Raw genomic sequence first — 26,203 nt, 5'->3', positions numbered from 1 at the left:
GCAGCAAGAAAGCATTGTCGGCCGATCGACCGCCTGCAAGTGCAGGCAGTCGATCGATACCTGCCCGTCATTCGCCCGGGCGACGCGTGACCTCGAAGCGACATACCACCACGATCTCCGGGCGTTCAACGCGCCCACACGCGCGCGGTCAATTCACCCCGACCGCACTCCAGGCACGCGCGACCGTTGCGCTTTCGACCGAGTTCGCGCCATACAGGTCGTTCGTTGCCTGGATCGACGCACGCCGTGCGTTCGGGTAGCTCGAGTTGGCGTTCAGGTACACGGTCAGTGTCCGGTACCAGATCTTGCCGGCTTTCTCCCGGCCCAGGCCACTGAACGTCGTGTCGCCGTTGCAGACCAGCTGCGTCCTCGACAGGCCGGTATCGGTCGACGGTACCACCGGGCCTTCCGACAGCAGGTAGAAGAAGCGGTTGCCGACACCCGACGTGAAATGCGGATCGTGGCGCGGATTCGACCACGAGAAGCCGCCGGTCGGGTAGCAGCTGAATGACCGGCCGTCGAGATCCTGCTTGTACATCTTGCGCAGGCCGCCGCTCGTCACGCGCGCACCGATCACGTAATTGCCCGGGTCGTTCGGGTTGTTCGCGTAGAACTTCACGAGCGTGCCGAAAATGTCGGACGTCGATTCGTTCAGGCCGCCCGCGTCGCCCGAATAGTTCAGGTTGGCAGTGGCCTCGGTCACGCCGTGACTCATCTCGTGCCCGGCGACGTCGACCGAAACGACAGGTTTCGGCAGGCGGGTGCCTGGATCGCCGTCGCCGTACACCATCACGCGCGATGACAGCCATGCCGCGTTCGCGCCGGTCGTGCCGCTGCCCGTGTTGAATACGACGTGAGCGTAGCTCCTTACGCCGCGGCCGTCGTTGAAGATGCCGTTGCGGTTGTGCGTCGTTCTGTAGTAGTCCCAAGTCAACGCGAGCCCGTAGTCGATGTCCGCGGCGACCGTCTGCCGGTCGGTCGTCGTGTTGTTGCCCCACACGTTCGTGCTGCTCGTGAAGATCGGCAGGTCGGTGGCTTGCTCGACGTCGTCCGAGCTCAGGCCGCGGCCATCGTAGACCGAGCCGCCGCCGCGGCTCGGATCGAGCATCCGGTAGGCGTTCGTGCCGGTCTGGTCCGTCGTGAGCGACAGGTTGCCGTAGTACAGCGAGCGGCCGGTGCCGGTCGCGGCGGCGGTCTTGATCAGGTCCTGTGCGTCCAGCACGGTGCCGGTGCGCGCATCGATGTAGTACAGCATGGCATCGCCGTGCGCATCGGTCGCCTTGCCGTATACGCGCACCGCGTAGGCCAGTGTCGGCGCGACGTCGCGTGCGAACACGACGAGCTCCGCGTCATCGACGCGACGCACGTTCGAGTCGAAACGCGCGGCCGCGATGTGCTTGGCCCTGGCCGCGCCTATGTCGGGCGCGTTGCGTACCACGGAGCGGTTTCCGACCTTGCCGATCGTGCCGGCGAGATTGATCGGTGCGAGCTGCGTCTGGCTCGCCTGCTTCAACTGCCCTCGGTTCGAATGGACGACGACGTCACCGCCTATCACGGGCAGGCCCGCATGGAAGCGATCGAAGCGCACGTGCTCGGTGCCATCGGGATCGACGATCACGTCGCGTACCTGGAACTGATCTCCGTCCGTTGGCGCGCTTGCCTGCGGCCCCGCGAACTTCAACGTGCGTGCTGTGCCGCCGGTAGCCAGACTGAAGGCGGACGGATTCTGCTGGATCAGTTGCAGCGCCTTGTCGACCGTGGCCGACGGGTCACCGGCCTGGGCAAAAGCGCTGAGACTCGCGATGGTAATCGCGGCGATGGGCAGCAGACGAGACAATTTCTTCATGTAATCCCCCAGATTATGAATGGGTAATGTTCGAGGAATGAATCCAGTGAAGACGTTGATATAAGACATGTCGCGAACCGCAGAGGCATGCTAGGAGGTCGTTTTTATAATTACAAGATATTTTCAGATAGATTAATTTTTCATGTCGGAGTCGTTAATCAAGTCATGATTTGGTGAGGAATATGAAATGATTCGATTAGCCGCTCCAGACGTGTCGATGAAGTTGCATCGACGCAGCGTGATTTGAGAATGTTGCGATGCCCGAGGGCGAATTGCTGCGACGTGCGCACCCAGTCATGCTGCCCGGCGGCGCTCAGCAATGGGTCGTCACGGCACGAGAAGATAAAAACTGGCTACGCGAAATTCCAAACAATTATGTCGATTATGAATTTAATCGAAAAGGTGGACTCCATTCCATTGATTTTCATATTTCCTAACAATTATCCGGATTGTTATCTGCTTGAGTTTCAGATTATTTGGCTTTCGCTGCGCAGCGGGAATATAATCAAACCAAGATGATTCGCAGCAAAGTCTATTGACTTAGATTTGTAAATAATTTAAATGGTTTCCGGCGTGAGCGGACGCTGTTTTTTATCGTGTCATGCACGGATTCAGATCTCGTAGCGCCAGCTAAATACAGATGTCGCATGTCTCATCGCTCGTTCCGTCGTGCAGCGTTGAAGGAACAAGCCGGGAGCGGCAGGGCGCTTACGTTTGTCAGCGTGCCTCGGACCGCTCGTCCGAGTCAGCTCCTTGGCGGACCGGAAGCCGTGGCATTCCCACAGCTTCTCGCAGGCCGACGTCGGTCCGAAATCGGCGTAGCGATCGCGGATGATCGAGAGCGCCTGGTCGGAGGGTCGTGGGGCCGGGCGACGGTTGCCGGACTTCGTTCGGTGTCCCGACACCCAACTCGCCGGACCATGTTCACGCAGCCGGGCGACCATCCGGCGAACCTGCCACGTGGTCAATTCCAGTCGTTCCGCCGCACGCGATGGCTTGAGCTTGCCGGCCGCCACGTCCTGAGTGACCTTGAACCTGTCCAGCTCGCGCATCGTCATGCGTGATCCGCTCCCTTGCAGCTATCGCAGCCTCCGGCGCGGGACACCCGGCGGCCCGTCAGCTTACGCGGCACGGAAGTGGACATTTCTAACCAGACCAGGTCACTGACCAATAAATAAAGAATTCCCCCGCGGCAAACAAATTCACCTATTTGGCAAACATAGGGGCGAGAGGCGTTTCCCATAATTCCGCAGACCTTACACGGGATTTCCACCCGTCACACGGGGTGCCGGTAAGGAAGGGGCTTTGATCGTAGCGGTAAAAAATGCGGCGGACGCTGCATATCCGAGGGGCGGTGCGCGAGCTTGTCTGAGGCGCGGCTACGAAGAGAGCAAAAGGAAACTCCCTTTTGTCCACTAGGGAAGTCAGAACGGAAAGCGCAATGAACAAGAGTCAATACAGGGTGGCCTCGAATCGAGGATTAGGTGTGCTAGCAAAGGCAGCCGAGACGCGCGGCGTACACGGCGAGTCGGGGAAAGCGAATATGACGGCGGCTGGCATCCCGCTCAAATTGCGGGTTTCGCTGGCGGCGGTAACGGCGCTGATGCTGCTGCCTGTGGGGCGGGCATACGCAGATAACCTGGCAGTCGGTGGCCAGAACGGTGGTATCAACGAGACGATCGGCGGTGCTGCGGCGGCACCCCCGGCGACCACGGGGGGAACGTATCCCGCAGTTGCCGGTGCCGATGGTTCGAGCCAGAACACTGCAGTCGGCGTCTTTGTGTCGGCGCAGGGCGGGGCGGCAACGGCATTGGGCGATACGGTTACGGCAAATGGCCGGAATGCGACGGCGGTCGGCTCTAATTCGGTGGCCAACGGCACCAGGGCAGTGGCGTACGGCGGCGGGTCGAGCGCAGCGAATGGCGACTCGACTGCGATTGGTGCGCTGGCACATACTACTTCGGAGTTCTCAACGGCGGTCGGTACTAATAGTTCAGCCGCTGGCGGAACGGCGGTGGGTTTTCAGGCGAGCGCGAACGCGTCTGACGCGACCGCAATCGGTGTGGATTCTGTCGCATCCGGGATCGGCAGCGTTTCAATTTCCCGCGCACAGGCCACTGCCCAGAACGCGATCGCGATTGGCGAAAATGCTTCCGCGGCCGATGCAAATTCCGTGGCATTGGGCTCCGGCGCAGTGACGCGCGCGTTTACCACGGTCAGCAGCGCGACGCTGAACGGCGTCAACTACAGCGGCTTCGCGGGCACACCCGTCGGCGTGGTGAGCGTGGGCAGCGCAGGCGCCGAACGCCAGATCGTGAATGTCGCCGCCGGTGAAATCAGCGCAACGAGTACGGACGCGGTCAACGGCTCACAGCTTTTCGCTGTCGCAAGTCAAGTTTCCGTTCTCTCGAATAACCTTACGTCTCTCACAGCGAAGGTCGACACAATTTCCACTTCCGGTTCGAATGGCACGGTTGCAGACCAAACCGGCACCGCGGTAGGGAACAATTCGCTCGTGTCTGTCCCCAACGGGACCGCTGTGGGCAACGGCGCAAACGTTTCGGGTCAAGATGGCACGGCAATCGGAACCAACTCGACTGTTACGGCTGATCGCGCAACTGCCATTGGCTCGGGTTCCAAGGTGACAGGCACGAACGGAACCGCAATCGGTGACGGTTCGAACGTCACGGGCACGAACGGGACTGCAATTGGCGCAAACTCCCGAGTGACCGCGAACAATTCGGTTGCCCTGGGTGCTAATTCAATTGCAGACAGGGACAACACGGTTTCGGTCGGCGCGCCGGGAGCCGAGCGTCAGATTACCAACGTTGCAGACGGTACGGCTCCGACCGATGCCGTGAACGTACGCCAGTTCAACAGCGCAGTTAACAGCGTTCGGGACGACCTCCAAAAGTATCGCAAGGATTCGAACGCCGGTTCGGCTTCGGCCGTCGCGCTGTCGATGCTCCCGCAAGCACCTGCGCCCGGTAAGTCGGTCGTCGGCGTGGCGGTTGGCAATTACGCTGGTCAGACGGGTTTCGCTGTCGGTGTGTCGACTTATCTGCCTGGCGGTAGCTGGATTTTCAAAGGCGGTGGCTCGACAAACACCCGCGGTACGGTGGCTGTTGGGGGTAGCGCCGGGTATGTTTGGTAAGGCTCGGTCTACTGATAACTGCTTAGGTAGTTAGTCGCACAGCCCGCCGTGGTGTACTTGCCACGGCGGGCATCGACGAATAGAGGTGCGCAATTCCGACCGTGATACAGCGAGGCTGGTCTTCGGCGGACGTTGCCGGCGCGGGGATCCATAAACCAGCGTCTGTCATCAGTTTCCGGACCGTCTCCTTGGCCAGCTGAATTCCGTGGCACTCCCGGAGCTTTTCGCAGGCTAGCGTCGGCCCAAAATCGGCGTAGCGCTCACGAATCAGGCTCAAGGCACGATGTGCCAAATCCTCGGGCAGTTGATGGTTGCTCGCGTGGCCACGGCGCTGCGAAAGCAACCCGGCGGGGCCAGCAGCCCGATACCGGGCGACCAGCCGTTCGATCTGCCGTCGACTGATCCCAAGCCGCTCCGCGGCCCGCCAAGGCATCAGACGCTGCTCGATCACGGCTTCCACGACCTTCAGACGATCCAGCTCCCGCATGCTCATGGTGATCAGTCCAGGTTGGCCCACGATGCGCTCCGGCAGTTCGAACCGCCGCCAGCATGCGCCGAAACCCTCGGACTACGACATTTCAACTTTGCCCAGATGCGACATTACAACTTTGCTCTTACAGATTTGTCATACCCGGATTCAGATGTCCACCTTCCAGCTATTTAAAAATGTCCGGTTTTAAGGTTGGTTTTGCTACTTCTGTTTCCTCGTTTTGACCGTTACGCAGTGTCGAAGGTCGGTGCTTGAACGGGCAGGGCGCTCACGTTTGTTTCTCCAGCTTTTGCAGACCGGCGGCCAGGTTTGTCTGAGGGCTTTGCGGTCTGCCTACGTTGCGCCAGATCCACGATCACATGCTCGACGTCGGTCTGCGTGATCTCGCGTTGCTTCTTCTTGCCCGTATGAGGTTCGTTTCGGTCGGTCCGGGTTGAGTCGCCTCGATGCGTTCGAGACGGAGCTTTACCGATTCGACTGTTATCGCGTTGCGCCTGAAGGGCTTGCGCGACCTGCAACACATGGCTCAAACGCTTGTGCTCAACGACGGCACCTTGATCGATTTCAGCCAGGCGATCGTATTGCCGGTACGGCAACACACGACCATCAGCCCGGATTTCGATCCGCCCATCCGGGTACTCCCATACCTCGATCTGGCGGTCGATCAGCTTCCGGTTGGCCGGCGTGTCATCCAGCAAATACATCACCCGGTCGTACTGCACCGTGAGCGACTTCGTTACCTTTCGCGGCTCGCGCCACGTCAGCACCAAGTCCAGATTCTCGTCGGCCCGCAGCGGCCGATGCGCATCGAAGTCGCTCTTCGGCGGCTTCGCGAAGCGTGCGTTGTAGGCGGCCATGAAGGAGGGCGCGTAAGCGTTAGCGTCGGCCACCGTGTTGATCCCGCGCAATCGCATCTCCTTGACCAATCGATCCTGCAACGTCAGGTGCGCTCGCTCCACGCGCCCCTTGGCCGAACTGCTGTTCGCGCAGAACGTGTCGATGTTCAGCTCGTACATCGCCCGGCCAAACGGCGTCACGCGATTGCCGGTCTTGCCCGGCTTCACGTTGCGAAACACGCTGGCCTTGTCGCTATAGAACGCCCCAGGTTTGCCGTGCCGCTCGATGTACGCTCGCGTCGCTTCGAAGTAGCTGAAGGTCGATTCGGTCTGCGTGAAGTGCAGCATCATCAACCGGCTCGTCGCGTCGTCCACATACACCAGCAGCGTACACGCCGGCGCACGCTCCTCGAACCATCGATGGTCGCTGCCGTCGATCTGGATCAGTTCGCCCAGGCATGCCCGGCGCGCTCGCGGCTGGTAGACCTTCGGCGGTCGTTGCCGGCGCGGAATCCACAAGCCGGCGTCCGTCATCAGCTTCCTGACCGTCTCCTTGGCCAGCCGAATGCCATGGCATTCCCATAGCTTCTCGCAGGCCAGCGTCGGCCCGAAATCGGCGTAGCGGTGGCGGATGATCGAGAGCACCCGGTCGGCGGCTCCTGGGTCCAGGCGACGGTTGCCGGGCTTCGATCGGTGTCCCGACACCAAACCTGCCGGACCATGCTCACGCAGCCGGGCGACCAGCCGGCGAACTTGCCGCGTCGTCAATTCCAGCCGTTCTGCCGCACGCCATGGCTTGAGCTTGCCGTCCGCCACGTCCTGAATGACCTTGAATCGGTCCAGCTCGCGCATCGTCATCGTGATCCGCTCCGTTGCAGCCATCGCAGCCTCCGGCGCCGGACACCCGGCGGCCGTTCAGCTTACGCGGCACGAAAGCGGACATTTCTATGTAGCCAAAAGCGGACATTTCAATCTAGCCATTACAAGATTAAATGTTGATAATTCACGTTATGTAAAATTATAAGAGCGGACCCAATCGCTCTGAATGCCGCCCCCATCACGGCGCGCTATCCGATTTTCTCGCGCTCACTGACGGCCTGTCCCCGTGACGGCGACGCCGCCGAGACGCCAGCGGTCCGCACATCGATGATTGCTGGACGCGTCAGTTTCATCGCGTAGTCCGCGGTAGATACTCGCCTATGCACGGTGATCAAGCATTGGTGTGCGCCACTGGCCGGAGCCTGCGGCGGCGGCGTCGACGCATGCGCCGCCACGGCAGGCTCGACCATTGAGTTGTTCGCCTACCTGTTCGGCCCACCGATCCGGGTCGCCGCCCTGGGATTCTATTTGTTCTCGCGTCGCCGACCGGTGCATATCGTTGCGGCTTACCTTATCGGCGCCGTAATCGTGCAATGGCTGCTATGGTTCCTCGCGGCGCGCATTCTGCACATCTGAGGTGAGCCCCATCAACAGAAAAGCCCGCGCATGCGGGCATTTCTCATCCAGCATTGAATCGCGGAGCCGGACCGTACTAACGAGTCACGATGGCACAAAGTTCGCGTAAAAAACTGTGTCATCGTCACCGTCGCTGAGCGGGCGTAGATAGAGCTGCTGCCCCGCTTCAACGGGAAAAGCCAGATTGGCAGACTCGAATGTGAAAGTTACCTCTAGCCAAGCATCGCAGTGGTCAAACTCGGTAATACCGAAGCGGGTGCCGCAATCGCTATAGGCATAAATTCCAGGGTCTACAAGACTCCCGAGGATGCCACTTCCCGGCGCTCCACCATACCCTACGAATCGCCCATCCGCCGTCTTTATCGCGAACGGTGTTGTGCCCTCCCAGTTGAAGTGGCAGTTAGGATCGGCGTTAGCCTGATCCTGAGTCATGACGTCGACACGCACGCTCCCGTCCGGATGCACGCGCGCAAAGAAGGTTTGGTTTTCTCGGGCTTGCAACGTAAACATGATGGCTCGCTTAGAAAAGTCGATTCTGGCACCGGCCCGTGGGTGGCGGGAAACTGCGCATCACCTTACTGATATCTGACCGCCCGGCTGCAAAACCGCAATACCCCATAATTGATCAGACAATATGCATTGTCTGAGAAAGCCCGCGCATTCGTCCAGCGCTAAATCGTGCGGCAGTGGCGACAGAACGCGTCTTTCTAATCCTTTCCGAAAGCGTGTTCGGTGCCGACTCCTCATCCAACAACCCGGAACGAAGAAAAAAAGGCCGGGCAAAATCGCCCGGCCTCCACCAACCCAGCATGCGCACCGCACACCCACCGACCCGCACGCACTCCAACGATCGTCAGACCGCCATCACCGTCACCGACTTCGTGACGAGATACGGCTCCAGCGCTTCCGGCCCGCCTTCCGACCCGTAGCCCGAATCCTTCACGCCGCCGAACGGCATTTCCGGCCACGGCGTCGCGGGCTGGTTGATCCACAGCATCCCGACTTCGAGGCGCTGCGACAGCAGGTGCACGTTCGCGAACGAACGCGTGAACGCATAGCCGGCCAGCCCGAACGGCAGACGGTTCGCTTCCGCGATCGCGTCCTCGAGCTTGTCGAAGCCGCGGATCGCCGCGACCGGACCGAACGGCTCGTTGTTGAACACGTCCGCTTCGAGCGGCACGTTCGCGATCACGGTCGGCGCGAAGAAGTTGCCTTCCGAGCCGATCCGTTCGCCGCCGGTCTCGATGCTCGCGCCGACCTTGCGCGCGTTCTCGACGACCGACGCCATCGCGGTCAGCCGACGCGGGTTCGCCAGCGCGCCGAGCGTCGTGCCTTCCTCGAGGCCGTTGCCGATCTTCAGCCCCTCGGCGTGCTGCACCAGCGCGCGCGTGAATTCGTCGCGGATGCTGTTGTGCACGAGAAAACGCGTCGGCGAAATGCACACCTGGCCCGCGTTCCGGAACTTCGCGCCACCGGCGGCCTTCACCGCCAGCGCGACGTCCGCATCCTCGGCGACGATCACCGGCGCGTGGCCGCCCAATTCCATCGTCGCGCGCTTCATGTGCTGGCCGGCGAGCGCGGCGAGCTGCTTGCCGACGGGCGTCGAACCCGTGAACGTCACCTTGCGGATCACCGGGTGCGCGATCAGATACGACGAGATTTCCGCCGGTTCGCCGTACACGAGGCCGATCACGCCGGCCGGCACGCCCGCGTCGACGAACGCGCGCAGCAGCGCGGCCGGCGACGCCGGCGTTTCTTCCGGCGCCTTCACGAGGAACGAGCAGCCGGTCGCGAGCGCGGCGCTCAGCTTGCGCACGACCTGGTTGACCGGGAAATTCCACGGCGTGAACGCCGCGACCGGGCCGACGGGCTCCTTCACGACCATTTGCTGCGCGCCGAGATTGCGCGGCGGCACGATCCGGCCGTACACGCGGCGGCCTTCGTCCGCGAACCATTCGATGATGTCGGCTGCCGACAGCACTTCGACACGCGCTTCCGTCAGCGGCTTGCCCTGCTCCTGCGTCATCAACTGAGCGATCGCGTCGGCGCGCTCGCGCACCAGCGCCGCGGCCTTGCGCATCGTCGCCGCGCGCTCGTTCGCGGGCACCTTGCGCCATGCCTCGAAACCGCGCTGCGCCGCAGCCAGCGCGCGATCGAGATCGGCGATGCCCGCATGGGCCACCTTGCCGATCGCCTTGCCCGTCGCCGGGTTCACGACGTCGATCGTCTTGCCGCTCGCGGCGTCGACCCACTCGCCGTCGATCAGCAGTTGCGTATCCGTATAAGTCACGTTAGCCATCCACACACCCCTACTTTGCGTCGATAAAACGCGCGCTGCCGCGAATGGCCGCGCGCCGGTTGACAGAAAGCGCTGCGTTGCCGGGCGCGATGCACCCGGCAATGTTCGACGACGGGCAAGCGGCACGCATGCCCGTCGTCATCCGCCACGGTCGGCCGCGCTCAGCGCGTGGCCGCCGTCGCCTTGCGGAGTTTCGCGACGTCCGCCGGCTGCACGGCCGGCGCGCCGTTGTTCCAGCCGGCGCGCATGAACGTCAGCACGTCGGCGATCTGGCGGTCGTTCAACTGGTTCGAGAACGCCGGCATCGGATACGCGGACGGCACGCCGCCGATCACGAGCGACTCGCTGCCGTTCAGCGTCACGTTGATCAGCGACGATGCATCGGCCTCGAGCACGTTCGGGTTGCCGGCGAGCGGCGCGAGCAGCGGCGCGTAGCCGCGCCCGTCCACGCCATGGCAATGCAGGCAGTAAGCGTTATACACCTTTGCGCCCGGATCGTTCGCCGGCCGGCCAAGCGAGACCTGCGTCGCCTTCGGATCATAACGGTAAGGCGGCGCGCCCGTGCCGCCCGCCGCCGGCAGCGACTTCAGGTAACGGGAAATCGCCGTCAGATCGTCGTCGGTCAGTTCCTGCGTGCTGTGATTGATCACGCTGACCATCGAGCCGAACGCGGTCGCATGGCGGTTCGCGCCGGTCTTCAGGAACTGCGCGAGCTCCGCATCGCTCCAGCGGCCGAGCCCCGTATTGTGCTCGCCGGTCAGGTTCGACGCGAACCAGTTGTCGATCGGCGCGCCCGACAGGAACGCCGCGCCGCCTTCGTCCAGCGCCTTCTCCTGGAAGCCGACGCCGCGTGGCGTATGGCACGACCCGCAATGCCCGAGCCCCTGCACGAGATACGCGCCGCGGTTCCACGCCGCGTCCTTGGCCGGCTTGTCCGCGTACGGCTTGGTGTCGAGAAACACCGCGTTCCACAGTGCCAGCGGCCAGCGCATGCCGAGCGGCCACGGAATCTCGGACGCACGGTTCGCCTGCTTCACCGGCTCGACGCCGTGCATGAAGTACGCGTACAGCGCCTTCACGTCGTCGTCGCGCAGCTTCGCATACGACGGATAAGGCATCGCCGGATACAGGTGATGGCCGTCCTTCGCGACACCCGCGCGCAGCGCGCCCGCGAACTCGGCTTCCGTGTAGCCGCCGATGCCGGTTTCCGGGTCGGGCGTGATGTTGGTCGTATAGATCGCGCCCATCGGCGTGACCATCTTCAGGCCGCCGGCGAACGGCGCGCCGCGCGGCGCGGTGTGGCACGCCACGCAGTCGCCCGCCTTCGCGAGATACGCGCCGCGTGCGACCAGCGCGCTGTCTGCCGGCGCCGTTTGCGCGGCATGCGCCGCGGTGCCGGCCATCAGCGCGGACAGCGCGATCAACGATGCGCCGAACGTACGCGCGACGCGATTCGAGCGGTTCAGGATGAGGTTTCGCATGATTTGTCCCTCCCCTCAGGCCGTCTTCAGCTGGCTGCCGACCGGCAGCTTGCGCAGCCGCTTGCCGGTCGCCGCGAAGATCGCGTTCGACAAGGCCGCCGCGGTCGCAGCGGTGCCCGGTTCGCCGATGCCGCCCGGCGCCTCGGCGCTCTTCACGAGATGAACCTCGATCGGCGGCGTCTCGTTGATGCGCATCATCCGGTAGTCGGTGAAGTTGCTCTGCACGACGCGGCCGTCCTCGATCGTGATCTCGCCATGCAGCGCGCCCGTGATCCCGAAGATGATGCCGCCCTGGACCTGCGCCTCGATCGTGCTCGGATTCACAGCCATCCCGCAGTCGACCGCGCACACGACGCGCTTGACCTGCACTTCGCCCTCGTCCACCGCGACGTCGATGACGATCGAGAAGAAGCTGCCGAACGCGTGCATCACGGATACGCCGCGCCCTTGCCCCTTCGGCAGCGATGTGCCCCAGCCGGCCGCCTTCGTCGCGACGTCGAGCACGTTGCGCGCACGCGGCGTCTTGTCGAGCAGCGCGCGGCGGTATTGCACCGGATCGGTCTTGGTTTGCGCGGCCAGCTCGTCGATGAAGCTCTCGACGACGAACGTGCCGCGCGTCGGGCCGACGCCGCGCCAGAACGCAGTCGGGATGTGGCGCGGCTCCTGCCGCACGTAGTCGACGAGCTGGTTCGGCAGGTCGTACGGCAATTCGGCCGAAACTTCGACCGCGTCGGGATCGACGCCGTTCTTGAACGCAGGCGGCGCGAACCGGGCGATGATCGACGAGCCGACGATCCGGTGCTGCCATGCGACCGGCTTGCCGTTCGCGTCGAGGCCGGCCGAGATCCGGTCGTAGTAGTACGGCCGGTACATGTCGTGCTGGATGTCTTCCTCGCGCGTCCACACGACCTTCACGGGCGCGTTGACCTGCTTGGCGACCTTCACGGCCTGTCCGATCATGTCCGTCTCGAGCCGCCGGCCGAAGCCACCGCCGAGCAAATGGTTGTGCACGACGATCTTCTCGGGTGCGAGCCCCGTGAGTTGCTGCACCGTATCGCGCGCCCGCGTCGGCACCTGCGTGCCGACCCAGATCTCGCAGCCGTCGGCGCGCACCTGCACCGTGCAGTTCACCGGTTCCATCGTGGCGTGCGCGAGGAACGGTTGTTCATAGACGGCATCGACGCGCGTCTTCGCGTTCGTGAACGCACGGCCGACGTCGCCTTCCTTGCGCGCGACGGCACCCTTGCCGTTCGCGGCGGCCTGCGCGAGATCGGCGACGATGTCCTTCGTCGACACCTTCGCGTCCGCGCCTTCGTTCCATTTGACGACGAGCGCCGACGCGCCGCGCTTCGCGGCCCACGTGTGATCGCCGACCACCGCGACCGCGTTGTCGACGCGCACCACTTGACGCACGCCGGGAATCTTCCGCGCGGCCGTATCGTCGACGCTCGCAACCGTGCCGCCGAACACCGGGCTGTTCACGATCACCGCGTACAGCATGCCGGGCAGGCGCACGTCGAGCCCAAACTGCGCGGTGCCGTCGACCTTCTCCGGCGAATCGAGCCGCTTCACCGGCTTGCCGATCAGCTTGAAATCGGCCGGCTGCTTCAACGCGACGTCCTTCGGCACCGGCAGCTTCGACGCGGCATCGGCGAGCTGGCCGTACGACGCGCGCCGGCCGCTCGGCGGGTGCTGCACTTCGCCGTTTTCCGCGCGGCAGGTGGCCGGATCGACGTTCCATTGCTTGGCGGCCGCGGCAACCAGCAGCGTGCGCGCGGTCGCGCCCGCGCGGCGCAGCGGTTCCCACGCGTAGCGCACCGACGTCGAGCCGCCCGTCAGCTGGCCGCCGAGCAGCGGATCGAGGAACAGCTTCTCGTTCGGCGGCGCATGATCGAGCGTGACGTTCGACAGCGGCACCTCGAGTTCCTCGGCGATCAGCATCGGCAGCGCCGTGTAGACGCCCTGGCCCATTTCCACTTTCGGCATCACCAGCGTGACCTTGCCGCCGCGGTCGATCTGCACGAACGCGTTCGGCGCGAATACGCCGGCACGCGCGTTTTCGTCCGCATCGCCGCCGATCACCGAGCGCCGCGCGTCATCGCCGGCCGCCGGCAGGCTGAAGCCGAGCAGCAGGCCGCCGCCCGCCGCCGCGCCGAGCGACATGCCCGCCTTGAGAAACGAACGGCGCGACACGCCCGCGCCGGCCCGACCTGCTTCGATCAGTCCTCGCGACATGTCAGCTCCCCTTCGCGGCGTGCTTCACGGCCGCGCGAATCCGGTTGTACGTGCCGCAGCGGCAGATGTTGCCGGCCATCGCCGCGTCGATGTCGGCATCGCTCGGGCTCGGGTTCGACGCGATCAGCGCCGTGGCCGCCATCACCTGCCCGGACTGGCAGTAGCCGCACTGGACGACGTCGAGCTCGCGCCACGCGTCCTGAACCTTCTGGCCGGCCGGCGTCGCGCCGACGGCTTCGATCGTCGTGATCTTGCGGCCCGCGACGGCCGCGACCGGCAGCACGCACGAGCGCGCGGCGACGCCGTCGAGATGCACGGTGCACGCACCGCATTGCGCGATCCCGCAGCCGAATTTTGTGCCGGTCAGGCCGACGACGTCGCGCAGCACCCATAGCAGGGGCATGTCGTCGGGGGCGTCGACCGTGCGGCTCTCGCCGTTGATATTGAGGGTGACCATTCAGCCTCCGGGGCCGGTGTATTGGGGAAGCGGCGCGACCGGCGCGCCGGATTGTTCATCGCCGCCGCGCAACGCACGGCGGCTGCCGCGCGGCCCGGGGGGCGAGCCGCGGCGGTGGTTCCGCGCGGGTTATTCGGCCGCGTCGATGCCCGACAGCACCTTGATCACGGGCGGCGCCGAGAACCATTCGGTCGACTTGGTGCGAAACGCGGTGAAGTGCGGGCTTGCGAGGTGAGCATCGAACGCGGCCTGGTCGTCGTAGATCTCGAACAGATGCAGCGCCGGCGAGCCGTCCTGTTCGCGGAACAGGTCGTAGCGGCGATTGCCGGGTTCGGCACGGGTCGCCGCGACCATGCTGCGCAGTTCGGCTTCGACGGCCTGCGCGTGTTCGGGTTTCGGAAATACCGATGCCATCACATAAAGCGCCATGTTTTTCACTCCTTGGGAAACGGGATCGAGCATGCCATAAGCCGGCATCCGGTGACGCCAGCGTGCAGACGGACGCGTCGCCTCAGGCCAGTTCGTCCGGGCCGACGCGCACGACGACCTTGCCGAAGTTCTTGCCGGCGAGCAAGCCGATCAGCGCATTCGGCGCATCGGCGAGATCGGGGATCACGTCCTCGAGCGTCTTCACCTTGCCCTGCGCGACCCACTCGCTCATCTCCTTCAGGAATGGCGCATAGCCCGTCGCATAATGATCGAGAATGATGAAGCCCTGCATCCGGATGCGCTTGCGCAGGATGGTGCCCATCAGCGCCGGCACGCGGTCACGGCCGCTCGACACCGCGGTGTCGTCGTACGCCGCGTCGTTGTAATGCGCGATGATGCCGCACACCGGCACGCGCGCATGATCGTTGAGCAGCGGCCACACCGCGTCGAACACGGCGCCGCCGACGTTCTCGAAATAGACGTCGATGCCGTTCGGACAGGCGTCCTTCAGCTTGGCCGCAAACTGCGGATCGCGATGATCGATGCACGCGTCGAAGCCGAGCGTGTCCTTCACGTACGCGACCTTGTCGGCGCCGCCCGCGACGCCGACCACGCGGCAGCCCTTCAGCTTCGCGATCTGGCCGACCACCGACCCGACCGCCCCGCTCGCGGCGGCGACGACCACGGTTTCTCCGGCCTTCGGCTCGCCGATCTTCAGCAATCCGGTGTACGCGGTGAACCCCGGCATGCCGAGCACGCCGAGTGCATACGACGGATGCGCGAAGTCGCGGCCGAGCGCAATGAGATCGCTGCCGTCGGACAACGCGTAGTCCTGCCAGCCCGCGCCCGCGACGACCAGGTCGCCTTCGCGATACGCGGGCAGGTTCGATGCGACGACGCGGCTGACCGTGCCGCCGACCATCACGTCGCCGAGTTCGACCGGCGGCGCATACGACGGCGCGTCGCTCATGCGCCCGCGCATGTACGGATCGAGCGACAGCCAGACCGTGCGCAACAGCACCTGTCCGGCGCGGGGCACCGGCACGTCGGCGGTCTCGGTGCGAAAGTCGTTCGGGGTGGGTGCGCCGACCGGACGCGCGTTCAGGACGATTCTGCGGTTTGCTGTCTTGGTTTGCGGCATGGGAACCTCCGTCAACAGGAATGGACGTGCCACGGGCACGATCGGATCAACGTTCGACAACCGTGATGCGCGAGGCCGCGGCCGTGCCGGCGAATCAGCCGGCGCAGCCGCGGCCTGGCGGGTCAAGCAATCGGATTCCCGCATGAGTAGACCAGTCGTCTAGTCCACACGGAAAAACAAGGCGCGCCTGTGCGCGCCCGGGTTATGACTGCGCTCCGTCTGGCTCGACGGGCGGCAGGTTCAGCATCCGTCGGGTTTCGAGCATCGCGCGCTCGAGCGGCTGGCGGTTGCGGTGGATCTTCTCCAGCAGCGTTGCGCCAAGCCAAAGCTCGTACAGGATCGCGGCCGTATGCGCGGGATCGTCGACGCCGCGCAGCGAACCGTCGGCCAGCCCGGCCTCGATCCCGCCCGCGAGCCGCTCGATGATCTGGCTCGTGCCGCGCCGCAGCACCGCGCGCATCGGCTCCGACAAGTCGGACACCTCCGCACCCAGCTTGACCGCGAGGCACTTGCCTTCCGGATCGTCCGCGCACTGCATCTGCAGCCAGTTGTTCCAGTACATCATCAGGCGCTGCGCGCCCGTGCCGGCCTGATGCTTGAACAGGTTGTCGAGATACGCGAGATAGCCTTCGAAATACGACTCGAGCAGCGCCTCGCCGAATGCTTCCTTCGAGCCGAAGTAATGGTAGAACGAGCCCTTCGGGATGCCCGCCGCGGCGAGAATCTCGTTCAGACCGACCGCCGAGAACCCCTTCTGGAGCATGATCGGCTTCGCGGTATTCAGGATGTGATGGCGGACTTCCGCGCCTGAAGATGCATTCATGATGGCGTATCTTAGCAACGATTAGACCGGTCGTCTAGTGACGTCGAGCCGGCAAGTTCAGCGGCACTTTACCCGAATCGGACGGCGGCGCGGGTGCGTTGTCGCCGCACCGGGGCGCCCTTTTCAACTCGGGCTTCGGAATGGGCTTCCGGGCGGTCGGCTCCGCCGCGCGCAGACTTCCGCCGGCGGGGCGACCGGCGCACGGAGCATCGGGGGCGCGATCAGGATTTGTCCGTTGATACAGATCAACCGTGCAGAAGCGCGGCACGCGATCATGACGCCATGTCCTGCGCAAGCGGCGGCACCTTCGCTTGCGGCAAGCCGTGTCACCGGCGGCCGCCTTCCCGGGAGAACATCATGATCCGACCGCAATACCGAAGCGCGCTTGCGACGGCCTGCGTGTTCATCGCACTCGCATCGCTGCTGGGTGTCGTCCACGCGATGCTGGTCGACGAGCGTATCGTCCCGTACGCAATCGTCACGCTGGTTTCAGGCATCGTCGCATTCGTCGCGCAGCTGAATCCGGCGTCGAGGGCGCGATAGCGACGCGGTCGTATCAAGCGGCGATGCCGGCCGCGCTTGGCGCGAAAGCACCCGCCCGCCCGGTGCCTGTCACGCCCCGCCCGCCAATCAGCTCACTTCGATGATCACCTTCAACGCGTTGGTTTGCGCGGCGCGCTGGAACGTGTCGTACGCCCGCTCGACGTCGTCGAGCGAGAACCGGTGCGTGATCAGGCGCTTTGGATCCAGCCGCCCGGCGCGCACGGTCTTCAGCAGCATCGGCGTGCTGACGGTGTCGACGAGCCGCGTCGTGATCGAGATGTTGCGATCCCACAGCTGCTCGAGGTGCAGGTCCGCCTTGACGCCATGTACGCCGACGTTCGCGACCACGCCGCCCGGCGCCACGAGCGACGTGCACATCTCGAACGTCGCCGGAATGCCGACCGCTTCGATCGCGCAATCCACGCCGACGCCGTCGGTCAGCTTCATCACCTCCGCCACCGGGTCGCCGCCGCGGCCATCGAAGCAGTCGGTCGCGCCGAACTGCCGTGCGATCTCGAGCCGGTTGCTGTCCGGGTCGATCATGATGATCCGCGCGGGCGAGTAGAACTGCGCAGTCAGCAACGCCGCCAGCCCGATCGGCCCCGCGCCGACGATCGCGACCGAGCAACCCGGCTGCACCTTGCCGTTCAGCACGCCGCATTCGAATCCGGTCGGCAGGATGTCGGACAGCATCACGAGTGCGTCCTCGTCCACACCTGGCGGAATCCGGTACAGGCTGGTCGACGCGTGCGGGATGCGCACGTACTCGGCCTGCGTGCCGTCGATCCGGTGGCCGAGAATCCAGCCGCCAGTCGTGCAATGCGAATACAGCCCGCGGCGGCAATACTCGCACCGGCCGCACGACGAGATGCATGAAATCAGCACGTGGTCGCCCGGCTTCAGCGAGTCGACCGCGACGCCGACCTGCTCGACGATGCCGACGCCTTCATGGCCGAGAATGCGGCCCGGTTCGCACGTCGGCACGTCGCCCTTCAGGATGCGCAGGTCGGTGCCGCAGATCGTCGTGCGCGTCACGCGCACGATTGCGTCGGTCGGCGACTGCAATTCAGGCTTGGGCCGTTGTTCGAGCGCCTTGCGCCCGGGGCCGTGATAAACGAGTGCTTTCATCGCTGTTACTCCATCGAAAAGGTGGCCTGTTCGGTCATCGGCACCGGCGCATGCCGATCCTGCGCCAGCAGCGCCGCCAACGCGCAGGACGCGACCCGGACGGCTACGCTGTCGGCGCGGCTCGTCAGCACGATCGGGACGCGTGCGCCCACGACGATGCCCGCGTTCGCGGCGCCGCCCAGGTATTCGAGCTGTTTCGCGAGCATGTTGCCCGCTTCGATATCAGGCACGACCAGGATGTCGGCGCGGCCGGCAACCGGCGAATCGATCCCCTTGTCGCGCGCGGCGCGCAGCGATATCGCGTTGTCGAACGCGAGCGGGCCGTCGACGATCGCCCCCGCGATCTGCCCGCGCTCGGCCATCTTCGCCAGCGCCGCCGCGTCGAGCGTCGAACGCATCGCCGGATTGACGGTCTCGACCGCGCACAGCACGGCCACCCGCGGGCAGGCAAGGCCCAGAGCATGCGCGACGTCGACGGCGTTCTGCGTGATGGCCGCCTTCTGCGCGAGATCCGGTGCGATGTTCACGGCCGCGTCGGTCAGGATGAAGGGCCTCGGATACGCCGGCGTTTCGATCAGGAAGCAGTGCGACATGCGCTTGTCGGTGCGCAGCCCCGAACCGGCGGCGACAACCGCACCCATCAGCTCGTCCGTATGCAGGCTGCCTTTCATCAGCGCGCCGGCGCGGCCGGCCACAGCGAGCTCCACCGCGCGGGCCGCTGCCGCATGACTGTGCGGCACGTCTTCGATCGTCCATTTCGACAGATCGACACCCGCGTCGTCCGCGACGCGCAGCACCTTTGCGCGCGGCGCGACGATCAGCGGCTCGATCGATGCCCCCAACGGCGAAGCGGCGAGCGCGGCAAGCGCCGCGAGACTGGTCGCGTCGCACGGATGCACGACGGCCACGACGAGCGCCGGCCCGTTGCATGCACGCGCGATCAACAACGGCAGTGCGCCATCCGCACGCGGCAACAGGCCCGGCAGGCGCGCGCCGTCGGGTGCATCGACATACGGATTGCCGTTCATGTTTGGAGCACGTAGGTGCCGGGTGCCGCGCCGAGGCCGGCGGCCGGCGCGCGGGCCGGCACGTCGCCCGACGAACGCTCGTGCAGCCAGTCGCGCCAGCATGTCCACCACGATCCATCGACCGCCGCCGTTTCCCGCACGAAGTCGTGCCGGCTGCGGTACGGCGCGCCGGGCTTGCGGGTCGCGCGGCGGTAGTGGCGTCCCGGATGACCGGGTTCCGACACGATGCCCGCGTTATGGCCGCCCGACGTCAGCACGAAGGTCAGCGCGTGGTGCGTGAGCAGATGCAGCTTGTACACCGAACCCCACGGCGACACGTGATCGCGCTCGGTGCCGACCACGAACGTCGGCACGTCGATATCCGACAACGCGACCGGCCGCCCGTCGACGCAGTAGCGGCCGACCGCGAGATCGTTGTCGAGAAAGAGCCGCGTCAGGTATTCCGAGTGCATGCGATACGGCATGCGCGTGGTGTCCGCATTCCACGACATCAGGTCGTTCGGCTTCGTGCGCGTGCCGAGCAGGTATTCGCTCATCATCCGCGACCAGATCAGGTCGCGCGCATTCAGCAGCTGGAACGCGGCGGACATCTGCGCGCCGTCCAGATAGCCCTGCCGCCACATCAGCGCATCGAGCGCGGACAATTCGCTCGCGTCGATGAACAGGCCGAGTTCGCCGGGTTCGCTGAAATCGGTCTGCGCCGCCAGCAACGTGATGGACCGCAGTGCTTCGTGTTGCCGGCCGTCGCGCGCAAGGGCCGCCGCAACGATCGCCAGCAGCGTGCCGCCGAGACAATAGCCGACCGCGTGAACGGCGCCGCCGCAGACCGACCGGGCCGCATCGAGCGCCGCCATGCATCCGTCGCGCAGATAGTCGTCGAGCCCGAAGTCGCGCGCCTCCGCGCCGGGGTTGCGCCACGACACGGCAAACACGGTGTAGCCCGCATCGACCAGGAAACGGATCAGCGAATTGTGCGGCTGCAGATCGAGGATGTAGTACTTCATGATCCACGACGGCACGATCAGGATCGGCTCGGACGCGACACGCGCCGTGGTCGGCTCGTACTGCAACAGTTCGCACAACGCGTTGCGCCAGACAACGCGGCCCGGCGTGATGGCCACGTCGCGCCCCGGCAGATACGTCCGCGCGTCATGCGCATGCGTGCCGGCGGCACGCTCGAGCAACTCCTTCGCATCCTCCAGCCAGTTCAACGCGCCTGCCGCGAGATTCGCCCCGCCGCTGGACATCGTCGCGTCGAGCACGACCGGATTGGTCGCCAGGAAATTGCCCGGCGAGCACGCGTCGAGCCACTGTCGCGCAGCGAATCCGACCAGTTCCTCATGGTGCCGCTCGACGCCCGGCACGCCGTGCGTCGCGTCGCGCCACCAGCGCTGGATCGCCAGGAAGCTGTCACGGTATACGTGAAACGGCCAGCCGGCCCACGCGGGCGCAGCGAAGCGCGGATCGGCCTGCCCCGCGTGCACGGCCAGGCCCGTCGGGTCCGCCTCGCCGGCCTCGGCCTCGCACTGGTCTGCCGCCGGTGCAACGGCAGCCGCGCACGCCTGCATCGCGAGATCGAAGCATTTGCCCGGCGACACCGCGAGATGCGCGGCCCAGTCGAGCGTGGCGAGCGCCAGCGACACGGGCGACAGCCCGAACGTCATCGCCGCCACGCTCGCATGCGCCGCGCGGTTCCATTGTTCCGCGGGCGTCGTACCGGCTTGCGGGCATTGGGTCGCGCTCGACTCGGGTTCGACCGCGCCCGATGGCCGTATCGATTCGTTCCCGCGCGGGGCGCGCGTGACGGACGCTTTCATCAGAATCTGCTCCGAAAAACCCCGCCTTTTCCCGAAGGACTTCCTTCGGGTCGTACGGCGGGAAGTGGCGTGGGACGACGTCAACGCATGTGCATCCCGCCATTGACGTCGAATTCCGCGCCGGTCGCGAACGCCCCTGCGTCGGAACACAGGAAGGCGACGAGCGCCGCGATTTCGTCGGGATCGCCGAGGCGGCCGACCGGAATCTGCGGCAGGATCTTCGTGTCGAGCACGTCTTTCGGCACCGACTCGAGCATCGCGGTCGCCAGATAACCGGGCGCGACCGTGTTGACCGTCACGCCGTGGCGCGCGAGCTCGAGCGCCAGCGCCTTCGTGAAGCCATGGATGCCGGCCTTCGCGGCCGCGTAGTTCGCCTGCCCGTATGCGCCGCGCGAACCGTTCACCGAGCCGATGTTCACGATGCGCCCGAAACCGGCTGCGATCATGCCCGGCACGAACGGCTTCGTCATGTTGAAGATGCCGTCGAGATTGGTACGCAGCACCGCATCCCACATGCTCTTGGTCATCTTCACGAAGGTGGCGTCGTGCGTGACGCCGGCGTTGTTGACGAGCACGTCGACGTGCCCGAATTCGGCCAGCACGCGTGCCGCGCACTGCTGGCACGAATCGTAGTCGGCGATGTCGACCTCGAACGCATGGAACGTGCGGCCCGCTTCGCGTTCGTGCGTGAGCCACGTCGCGACGTGGTCGTTGCCTTCCGTGTGCGACACCGCCACCGTCATCCCGGCCTCGTGCAGGCGACGGCTGATCGCGGCGCCGAGGCCGCCCATGCCGCCGGTGACGAACGCGACACGATCAGCGCACATGGCCGTTCTCCGGTGCGCCGGCCATGCCGTTCAGGCGCCGGGCGCCATCCGGCGCACCGTTACTCGCACCGGCCGCGTCCTCGATCCCGTGCTCCAATGACGTCATCCAGTCCGCCCACGGCATGCTGGCCTCGTTCACCACCGCCAGTCGTCCCAGATCGGGCAGCCAGTCGGTCTGAAAACGCGACAGCGCACCCGCACCGTATTCGCGCAACCAGGTACGCCATACGCCCGCGCTCTCGTACTGCGCGCGCATGCACAGCTCGGTGGCGTCCTGCCAGATCGCGATGCTCGCGATCGCATAGTCGCGCATCACCTGCCGGGTCGCCTCGCCGAAGGCCGTCCACTCGTTCGTGTCCGCCAGCGTCTGCTGCAGCTGGTGCACCGCCGAGCGATCCCGCTCGATGCGCCGCCCTGCCAGCGCATGCCATTCGTGCTGCCAGTCGCTGTTCAGCTCGACCATCCGCAGCGCGAGATCGCAGCCCGCGCGGCAAACGTCGGTCGGTGTCGTCAAAGCGTACGTGCTCATCGGCTGCCCTCTTTCGATCCGGTCAATGGGTCGGCATCACGCCGCATGCCGCGTGCCCGGGATCGGCATTGCGACCGTTTCACTGTGCGGCCATGGCGCACGAGTGCCGTTGATCTGAGTCAAGCCCGCGAAAACCCTGCTTCGTAGACTGGTTTGCACTGGCGGATCCCCCGTCGATGGAGCGATTCCGATGAGCTACAAGAGCATGGTCGTGCACCTCGATACGAGCACCCGCGCGCATTCGCGCCTCGAGTTCGCATTGCGCGTCGCCCGGCGCTTCGGTGCGCATCTGACCGGCGTGTTCGCGGTCTACACGCCGGAACCGCATTCGTTCTACGTGATGGCCGGGTCCGCCGATTATTTCCGCGAGCATCGGGAACAGCGCGACGAACGGCGCGCCGCGCTGGAACGCCTGTTCCATGCGGAAACGGCGCGCGCGAAAGTGCCGGCAGCCTGGGTACGTGCCGACGAACGCGCGAACCTGGCCGTGCCGCGGGCCGCACGCCTTGCCGATCTCGTGATTGCCGGCCAGAGCGACCCCAACGACCCCGAGACCTATATCGACGACCAGTTTGCGGAAAATCTCGTGTTGTCGGCAGGCCGTCCGGTGCTGTTCTGGCCGCACACCGGTGAATTCCCGTCGGTTGGCGAACGGGTGTTCGTCGCGTGGGACGGCAGCCGGGAAGCGACCCGCGCCGCGCACGACGCGACGCCCTTTCTCGAACATGCGAAGCGCACGACTGTCGCCGCCGTGGTCGACGGCGATTCGGAAGCCGCGGCCACGCGCATTCCGGCCGCCGATGCCGCGCTGATGCTAGCGCGCCATGCACGCGACGTGAACGTGCTCGATATCGATACCGGTGACGGCTCGCCGGTCGGCGACACGTTGTTGTCGCGCGCTTATGAAACGGGTTCCGACCTGCTCGTGATGGGTGCGTACGGCCACGCGCGCTGGCGCGAGCTGGTGATGGGCGGCGCCACGCGCACGGTGCTGGCGTCGATGACGCTGCCGGTGCTGATGTCGCACTGAGCCGTCCGATGCGTACACTCGCGCTGCTCGTCGTCAATGCCGGTTCGTCGAGCGTGAAGTTCGCGGTCTTTGCGTATCCGCCGCACGGCGATCCCGCCCGGCGGCCGCTGCACGAGGGTGAAGCGGTCACAACCGGCAACGGCGCGTCGATCCGCTTCGATGCGCAGCCGCACGATTCGCTGCCGCTCGTCGCGGGCGATCCGTACCGCGCCGTGCTCGCGCGGATCGCGACGTGGATCCGCGTGCAGTTGCCGCACGTCACGCTCGGCGCGATCGCGCATCGCGTCGTGCACGGCGGCGCGCGGTACGTGGATCCGGTGGTCGTCGACGACGAAGTACTGGACGCGCTGCGCACGCTGACGCCGCTCGCGCCCCTGCATCAGCCGCACAGCCTCGACGCGATCGACGCGCTGCGCGACGCGTTTCCGGACGTTACGCAAATCGCGGTGTTCGACACGGCGTTTCATTGCACGCTGCCCCGTGTCGAGCAACTGCTGCCGTTGCCGCATGCGTGGTTCGACCAGGGCGTGCGTCGCTACGGCTTCCATGGGCTGTCGTACGAATACCTGGCCGTCGCGCTCGACGAGTCGTTCGGCGCGCGCGCGCACGGTCGCGTGATCGCCGCCCATCTCGGCAGCGGCGCGAGCCTGTGCGCGCTGCGCGACTGCCGCAGCGTCGCGACGACCATGGGCTTTTCCGCGCTCGACGGCTTGATGATGAGCACCCGCTGCGGGACGCTCGATCCGGGTGTCGTCCTCCACCTGCTCGAGGCCGGGAAGCTGTCGGGCGACGACCTGGGGCACCTGCTGTATCACGAGTCGGGGCTCAAAGGCGTGTCGGGCGCGTCGGGCGATCCGCGTGTGCTGCTGGCGTGCGAAGCAGCCGGCGACACGCGGGCCCGCGATGCACTGGCACTTTATGTCCATCGCATCGTGCGCGAAGCGGGTGCGCTGACCGCCTTGCTCGGCGGTCTCGACATGCTGGTCTTCACCGCCGGCATCGGCGAACACTCGGCGGTGTTGCGCGAGCGGATCTGCACGTCGCTCGGCTGGCTCGGCATCGCGCTCGACGCGCGCGCGAATGCCGCGCATGCCCATGTGGTGTCGTCTGCGTCGAGCGCGGTCACGGTGGTTGTCGAGCCGACCAACGAAGCATGGGTCGCGGCGCGCGCCGCGGTGCGCGTACTGCGCGGCAACCGCGACGGTTGATCCAGATCAGCGCGGTCGACACACGTGCGCCGATGATGATTCCATCGGCATCCGCTCAAGGGAAACGTCATGTACTCGAACATTCTGGTTGCGCTCGACGGCAGCGATACGTCGTCGCGCGCACTCGACGCCGCGCTGGACCTCGCGTCGCAGACGCGTGCACGGCTGACGCCCGTCTACATCGTCGATTTCCTGGTGCCGGCGTACGACGCGGCCGGATACGATCCATCGATCCTGATCGATGCATTCCGCGACGAAGGGCTGCGCGTCACGGCGGACGCGGCAACACGCATGAAGGCGCGCGGCGTGGCCGGCACGCCGCAGATCGCCAATGTCGCGCCGGCGGGCGAAGACGTCGCGCAACGGATCGTCGGCTTCGCCGGCGAGATCGATGCCGACCTGATCGTGCTCGGCACGCACGGCCGGCGCGGCTTTCGCCGCGTCGTGCTGGGCAGCGTGGCCGAACGCGTGCTGCGGCATGCCACGTGCCCGGTGCTGATGATTCCGGCGCGTTGCGCGGCCGGGGCATCCGCCGGGACCGCCGCCGCATCAACCGAAAAGGAGCCGTCATGAGTTACAAGACCCTGCTCGTCCATCTCGACGACAGCGACCGCTGCAAGGCGCGCGTCAATCTCGCGCTCGAACTCGCGGGACGCTGGAATGCGCACCTGATCGGCCTCTACGCGGTCTGTCAGGATCTATTCGAGCCATTGCGGCGGCCGGACGAGCCGCTCAAGCTGGCCGTCTACGAACGCCTGTGCGAGCAGCGGCGCAAGGATGCGGAAGAACGATTCCTGATGGTCGCCGAGCGCGCCGGACGCAGCGTCGAATGGCAGGCGCCGGCCGGCGACGTGACCGGTACTGCGATCCTGCATGCACGCCATGCCGATCTGCTGGTGCTGGGCCAGGAAAATCCCGACGACCGCATGACTTTCGTGGCGCGCCATTTCGTCGAGGACGTCGTGATGGGCAGCGGCCGGCCGGCGATCGTCGTCCCGTACGCGGGCGACGTGAGAACGCTCGGCGAGAACGTGCTGATCGGCTGGGACGGCGGACGCGAAGCCGCCCGCGCGACGGCCGACGCGCTGCCGCTGCTCACCCGCGCGCGCTTCGTCCACGTCGAGACGGTCACCCGCGGGCATCCCGATCCGGACGAGACGCCGGCCGGCGTCGATGTCGCCGCGTATCTCGAACGGCACGGCATTCGCGCGTCGTTCTCCACCACGCCGCGCGAGCGGTCGGTGAGCGTGGGCGCGATGCTGCTGAACCGGGTGACCGACGTGCATGCGGATCTGCTGGTGATGGGCCTGTACAGCCATGCCCGCATGCACGAACGCGTGCTGGGCGGCGCGACGCGCACGATCCTCGAGACGATGACGGTGCCGGTCCTGCTGTCCCACTGAGCGAGTGACAACGGGCAGCCGCTTGCGGCCGCCCGCTTGTTGCC

Annotated in this window: 24 protein-coding genes and 1 pseudogene; 8 read left to right on the top strand and 17 right to left on the bottom strand. The window is 65.7% G+C overall.

All coding sequences use genetic code 11. From position 1 onward, the window contains the following. Positions 1-148: 148 nt before the first annotated feature. Complete coding sequence (locus BAMB_RS19265) at positions 149-1,846, bottom strand: M4 family metallopeptidase (RefSeq protein ID WP_011658842.1); 1,698 nt, start codon at positions 1,844-1,846, stop codon at positions 149-151. A 257-nt stretch (positions 1,847-2,103) separates the two neighbouring features. On the opposite strand from BAMB_RS19265, the gene BAMB_RS35400 reads away from it, so the two are divergent. Then, entirely contained in the window at positions 2,104-2,283 is a 180-nt protein-coding gene (locus BAMB_RS35400) for a hypothetical protein (RefSeq protein WP_127456174.1), read from the top strand. 174 nt (positions 2,284-2,457) lie between these two features. Here BAMB_RS35400 and BAMB_RS35020 read toward each other — a convergent pair whose 3' ends face one another. Beyond that, a complete protein-coding gene (locus tag BAMB_RS35020; protein WP_011658841.1) occupies positions 2,458-2,904 on the bottom strand; it encodes a hypothetical protein in 447 nt (148 codons plus the stop codon). 383 nt (positions 2,905-3,287) lie between these two features. Between BAMB_RS35020 and BAMB_RS34065 the strand changes: the two genes are divergently transcribed. Then, the gene (locus BAMB_RS34065) at positions 3,288-5,000 is read left to right on the top strand and encodes a YadA family autotransporter adhesin (protein ID WP_082089648.1); all 1,713 of its coding nucleotides are present in this window, start codon (positions 3,288-3,290) and stop codon (positions 4,998-5,000) included. A 120-nt stretch (positions 5,001-5,120) separates the two neighbouring features. Here the strand turns inward: BAMB_RS34065 and BAMB_RS19255 are convergent. Both BAMB_RS19255 and BAMB_RS19250 read right to left on the bottom strand, forming a co-directional pair. Beyond that, a pseudogene (locus BAMB_RS19255) lies at positions 5,121-5,493 on the bottom strand (helix-turn-helix domain-containing protein); the annotation flags it as partial. 224 nt (positions 5,494-5,717) lie between these two features. Beyond that, entirely contained in the window at positions 5,718-7,208 is a 1,491-nt protein-coding gene (locus BAMB_RS19250; protein ID WP_011658838.1) for an ISNCY family transposase, read from the bottom strand. A gap of 324 nt (positions 7,209-7,532) precedes the next feature. Between BAMB_RS19250 and BAMB_RS19245 the strand changes: the two genes are divergently transcribed. Continuing rightward, complete coding sequence (locus BAMB_RS19245; protein ID WP_011658837.1) at positions 7,533-7,781, top strand: hypothetical protein; 249 nt, start codon at positions 7,533-7,535, stop codon at positions 7,779-7,781. A gap of 84 nt (positions 7,782-7,865) precedes the next feature. Here BAMB_RS19245 and BAMB_RS19240 read toward each other — a convergent pair whose 3' ends face one another. The 8 genes from BAMB_RS19240 to BAMB_RS19205 all read right to left on the bottom strand — a co-directional run bounded on the left by BAMB_RS19240 (position 7,866) and on the right by BAMB_RS19205 (position 16,646). Beyond that, a complete protein-coding gene (locus BAMB_RS19240) occupies positions 7,866-8,291 on the bottom strand; it encodes a hypothetical protein (RefSeq protein ID WP_041491462.1) in 426 nt (141 codons plus the stop codon). 343 nt (positions 8,292-8,634) lie between these two features. Next, positions 8,635-10,080 (bottom strand): NAD-dependent succinate-semialdehyde dehydrogenase, encoded by a 1,446-nt coding sequence (locus BAMB_RS19235; protein ID WP_011658836.1) that lies wholly within the window; start codon positions 10,078-10,080, stop codon positions 8,635-8,637. Positions 10,081-10,241: 161 nt separating this feature from the next. Beyond that, entirely contained in the window at positions 10,242-11,561 is a 1,320-nt protein-coding gene (locus BAMB_RS19230) for a c-type cytochrome (protein WP_011658835.1), read from the bottom strand. Between the two features lie 15 nt (positions 11,562-11,576). Beyond that, entirely contained in the window at positions 11,577-13,796 is a 2,220-nt protein-coding gene (locus tag BAMB_RS19225) for a xanthine dehydrogenase family protein molybdopterin-binding subunit (RefSeq protein WP_011658834.1), read from the bottom strand. A 1-nt stretch (position 13,797) separates the two neighbouring features. Next, positions 13,798-14,253: a (2Fe-2S)-binding protein gene (locus BAMB_RS19220; protein WP_011658833.1), complete on the bottom strand. Its 456-nt coding sequence runs from the start codon at positions 14,251-14,253 to the stop codon at positions 13,798-13,800. A 129-nt stretch (positions 14,254-14,382) separates the two neighbouring features. Further along, on the bottom strand, positions 14,383-14,682 hold the full coding sequence (locus BAMB_RS19215) for a putative quinol monooxygenase (RefSeq protein ID WP_011658832.1): 300 nt from the start codon (positions 14,680-14,682) through the stop codon (positions 14,383-14,385). Between the two features lie 82 nt (positions 14,683-14,764). Further along, complete coding sequence (locus tag BAMB_RS19210; RefSeq protein WP_011658831.1) at positions 14,765-15,823, bottom strand: NADP-dependent oxidoreductase; 1,059 nt, start codon at positions 15,821-15,823, stop codon at positions 14,765-14,767. Positions 15,824-16,025: 202 nt separating this feature from the next. Next, entirely contained in the window at positions 16,026-16,646 is a 621-nt protein-coding gene (locus tag BAMB_RS19205) for a TetR/AcrR family transcriptional regulator (protein ID WP_011658830.1), read from the bottom strand. A gap of 357 nt (positions 16,647-17,003) precedes the next feature. On the opposite strand from BAMB_RS19205, the gene BAMB_RS19200 reads away from it, so the two are divergent. Next, positions 17,004-17,189, top strand: coding sequence for a DUF2964 family protein (locus tag BAMB_RS19200; protein ID WP_006752850.1), 186 nt, complete (start codon positions 17,004-17,006; stop codon positions 17,187-17,189). 87 nt (positions 17,190-17,276) lie between these two features. Here BAMB_RS19200 and BAMB_RS19195 read toward each other — a convergent pair whose 3' ends face one another. The 5 genes from BAMB_RS19195 to BAMB_RS19175 form a co-directional block, all read right to left on the bottom strand. Further along, entirely contained in the window at positions 17,277-18,317 is a 1,041-nt protein-coding gene (locus BAMB_RS19195) for a zinc-dependent alcohol dehydrogenase family protein (RefSeq protein WP_011658829.1), read from the bottom strand. Between the two features lie 5 nt (positions 18,318-18,322). Then, positions 18,323-19,345 carry a bifunctional enoyl-CoA hydratase/phosphate acetyltransferase gene (locus BAMB_RS19190; protein WP_011658828.1) on the bottom strand — a complete coding sequence of 341 codons (1,023 nt, stop codon included), beginning with the start codon at positions 19,343-19,345 and terminating at the stop codon, positions 18,323-18,325. Beyond that, complete coding sequence (locus BAMB_RS19185; protein ID WP_011658827.1) at positions 19,342-21,162, bottom strand: PHA/PHB synthase family protein; 1,821 nt, start codon at positions 21,160-21,162, stop codon at positions 19,342-19,344. Before BAMB_RS19185 ends, BAMB_RS19190 begins: the two co-directional genes overlap by 4 nt. An 80-nt stretch (positions 21,163-21,242) precedes the next feature. Beyond that, positions 21,243-21,989: a beta-ketoacyl-ACP reductase gene (locus tag BAMB_RS19180; protein ID WP_011658826.1), complete on the bottom strand. Its 747-nt coding sequence runs from the start codon at positions 21,987-21,989 to the stop codon at positions 21,243-21,245. Next, complete coding sequence (locus BAMB_RS19175) at positions 21,979-22,518, bottom strand: hypothetical protein (RefSeq protein WP_011658825.1); 540 nt, start codon at positions 22,516-22,518, stop codon at positions 21,979-21,981. The genes BAMB_RS19180 and BAMB_RS19175 overlap by 11 nt, the downstream gene beginning before the upstream one ends. A gap of 190 nt (positions 22,519-22,708) precedes the next feature. On the opposite strand from BAMB_RS19175, the gene BAMB_RS19170 reads away from it, so the two are divergent. The 4 genes from BAMB_RS19170 (at position 22,709) to BAMB_RS19155 (ending at position 26,159) form a co-directional block, all read left to right on the top strand. Further along, on the top strand, positions 22,709-23,548 hold the full coding sequence (locus BAMB_RS19170; RefSeq protein ID WP_011658824.1) for a universal stress protein: 840 nt from the start codon (positions 22,709-22,711) through the stop codon (positions 23,546-23,548). An 8-nt stretch (positions 23,549-23,556) separates the two neighbouring features. Next, on the top strand, positions 23,557-24,756 hold the full coding sequence (locus BAMB_RS19165) for an acetate/propionate family kinase (protein ID WP_011658823.1): 1,200 nt from the start codon (positions 23,557-23,559) through the stop codon (positions 24,754-24,756). Positions 24,757-24,825: 69 nt separating this feature from the next. Then, positions 24,826-25,329, top strand: coding sequence for a universal stress protein (locus tag BAMB_RS19160; RefSeq protein WP_011658822.1), 504 nt, complete (start codon positions 24,826-24,828; stop codon positions 25,327-25,329). Beyond that, positions 25,326-26,159 carry a universal stress protein gene (locus BAMB_RS19155; RefSeq protein ID WP_011658821.1) on the top strand — a complete coding sequence of 278 codons (834 nt, stop codon included), beginning with the start codon at positions 25,326-25,328 and terminating at the stop codon, positions 26,157-26,159. The genes BAMB_RS19160 and BAMB_RS19155 overlap by 4 nt, the downstream gene beginning before the upstream one ends. Positions 26,160-26,203 lie beyond the last annotated feature (44 nt).

The organism is Burkholderia ambifaria AMMD, from assembly GCF_000203915.1.
Lineage (GTDB): Bacteria > Pseudomonadota > Gammaproteobacteria > Burkholderiales > Burkholderiaceae > Burkholderia > Burkholderia ambifaria.
The sequence above is the reverse complement of the archived record's forward strand: the minus strand, read 5'-3'. Positions and strand labels throughout refer to the sequence as shown.

Bases quoted from the DNA above. Each gene is read 5' to 3' on its own strand.
- BAMB_RS19265 (WP_011658842.1), bottom strand. From the start codon at position 1,846: ATGAAGAAATTGTCTCGTCTGCTGCCCATCGCCGCGATTACCATCGCG.
- BAMB_RS35400 (WP_127456174.1), top strand. From the start codon at position 2,104: ATGCCCGAGGGCGAATTGCTGCGACGTGCGCACCCAGTCATGCTGCCC.
- BAMB_RS35020 (WP_011658841.1), bottom strand. From the start codon at position 2,904: ATGACGATGCGCGAGCTGGACAGGTTCAAGGTCACTCAGGACGTGGCG.
- BAMB_RS34065 (WP_082089648.1), top strand. From the start codon at position 3,288: ATGAACAAGAGTCAATACAGGGTGGCCTCGAATCGAGGATTAGGTGTG.
- BAMB_RS19250 (WP_011658838.1), bottom strand. From the start codon at position 7,208: ATGGCTGCAACGGAGCGGATCACGATGACGATGCGCGAGCTGGACCGA.
- BAMB_RS19240 (WP_041491462.1), bottom strand. From the start codon at position 8,291: ATGTTTACGTTGCAAGCCCGAGAAAACCAAACCTTCTTTGCGCGCGTG.
- BAMB_RS19235 (WP_011658836.1), bottom strand. From the start codon at position 10,080: ATGGCTAACGTGACTTATACGGATACGCAACTGCTGATCGACGGCGAG.
- BAMB_RS19230 (WP_011658835.1), bottom strand. From the start codon at position 11,561: ATGCGAAACCTCATCCTGAACCGCTCGAATCGCGTCGCGCGTACGTTC.
- BAMB_RS19225 (WP_011658834.1), bottom strand. From the start codon at position 13,796: ATGTCGCGAGGACTGATCGAAGCAGGTCGGGCCGGCGCGGGCGTGTCG.
- BAMB_RS19220 (WP_011658833.1), bottom strand. From the start codon at position 14,253: ATGGTCACCCTCAATATCAACGGCGAGAGCCGCACGGTCGACGCCCCC.
- BAMB_RS19215 (WP_011658832.1), bottom strand. From the start codon at position 14,682: ATGGCGCTTTATGTGATGGCATCGGTATTTCCGAAACCCGAACACGCG.
- BAMB_RS19210 (WP_011658831.1), bottom strand. From the start codon at position 15,823: ATGCCGCAAACCAAGACAGCAAACCGCAGAATCGTCCTGAACGCGCGT.
- BAMB_RS19205 (WP_011658830.1), bottom strand. From the start codon at position 16,646: ATGAATGCATCTTCAGGCGCGGAAGTCCGCCATCACATCCTGAATACC.
- BAMB_RS19200 (WP_006752850.1), top strand. From the start codon at position 17,004: ATGATCCGACCGCAATACCGAAGCGCGCTTGCGACGGCCTGCGTGTTC.
- BAMB_RS19195 (WP_011658829.1), bottom strand. From the start codon at position 18,317: ATGAAAGCACTCGTTTATCACGGCCCCGGGCGCAAGGCGCTCGAACAA.
- BAMB_RS19190 (WP_011658828.1), bottom strand. From the start codon at position 19,345: ATGAACGGCAATCCGTATGTCGATGCACCCGACGGCGCGCGCCTGCCG.
- BAMB_RS19185 (WP_011658827.1), bottom strand. From the start codon at position 21,162: ATGAAAGCGTCCGTCACGCGCGCCCCGCGCGGGAACGAATCGATACGG.
- BAMB_RS19180 (WP_011658826.1), bottom strand. From the start codon at position 21,989: ATGTGCGCTGATCGTGTCGCGTTCGTCACCGGCGGCATGGGCGGCCTC.
- BAMB_RS19175 (WP_011658825.1), bottom strand. From the start codon at position 22,518: ATGAGCACGTACGCTTTGACGACACCGACCGACGTTTGCCGCGCGGGC.
- BAMB_RS19170 (WP_011658824.1), top strand. From the start codon at position 22,709: ATGAGCTACAAGAGCATGGTCGTGCACCTCGATACGAGCACCCGCGCG.
- BAMB_RS19165 (WP_011658823.1), top strand. From the start codon at position 23,557: ATGCGTACACTCGCGCTGCTCGTCGTCAATGCCGGTTCGTCGAGCGTG.
- BAMB_RS19160 (WP_011658822.1), top strand. From the start codon at position 24,826: ATGTACTCGAACATTCTGGTTGCGCTCGACGGCAGCGATACGTCGTCG.
- BAMB_RS19155 (WP_011658821.1), top strand. From the start codon at position 25,326: ATGAGTTACAAGACCCTGCTCGTCCATCTCGACGACAGCGACCGCTGC.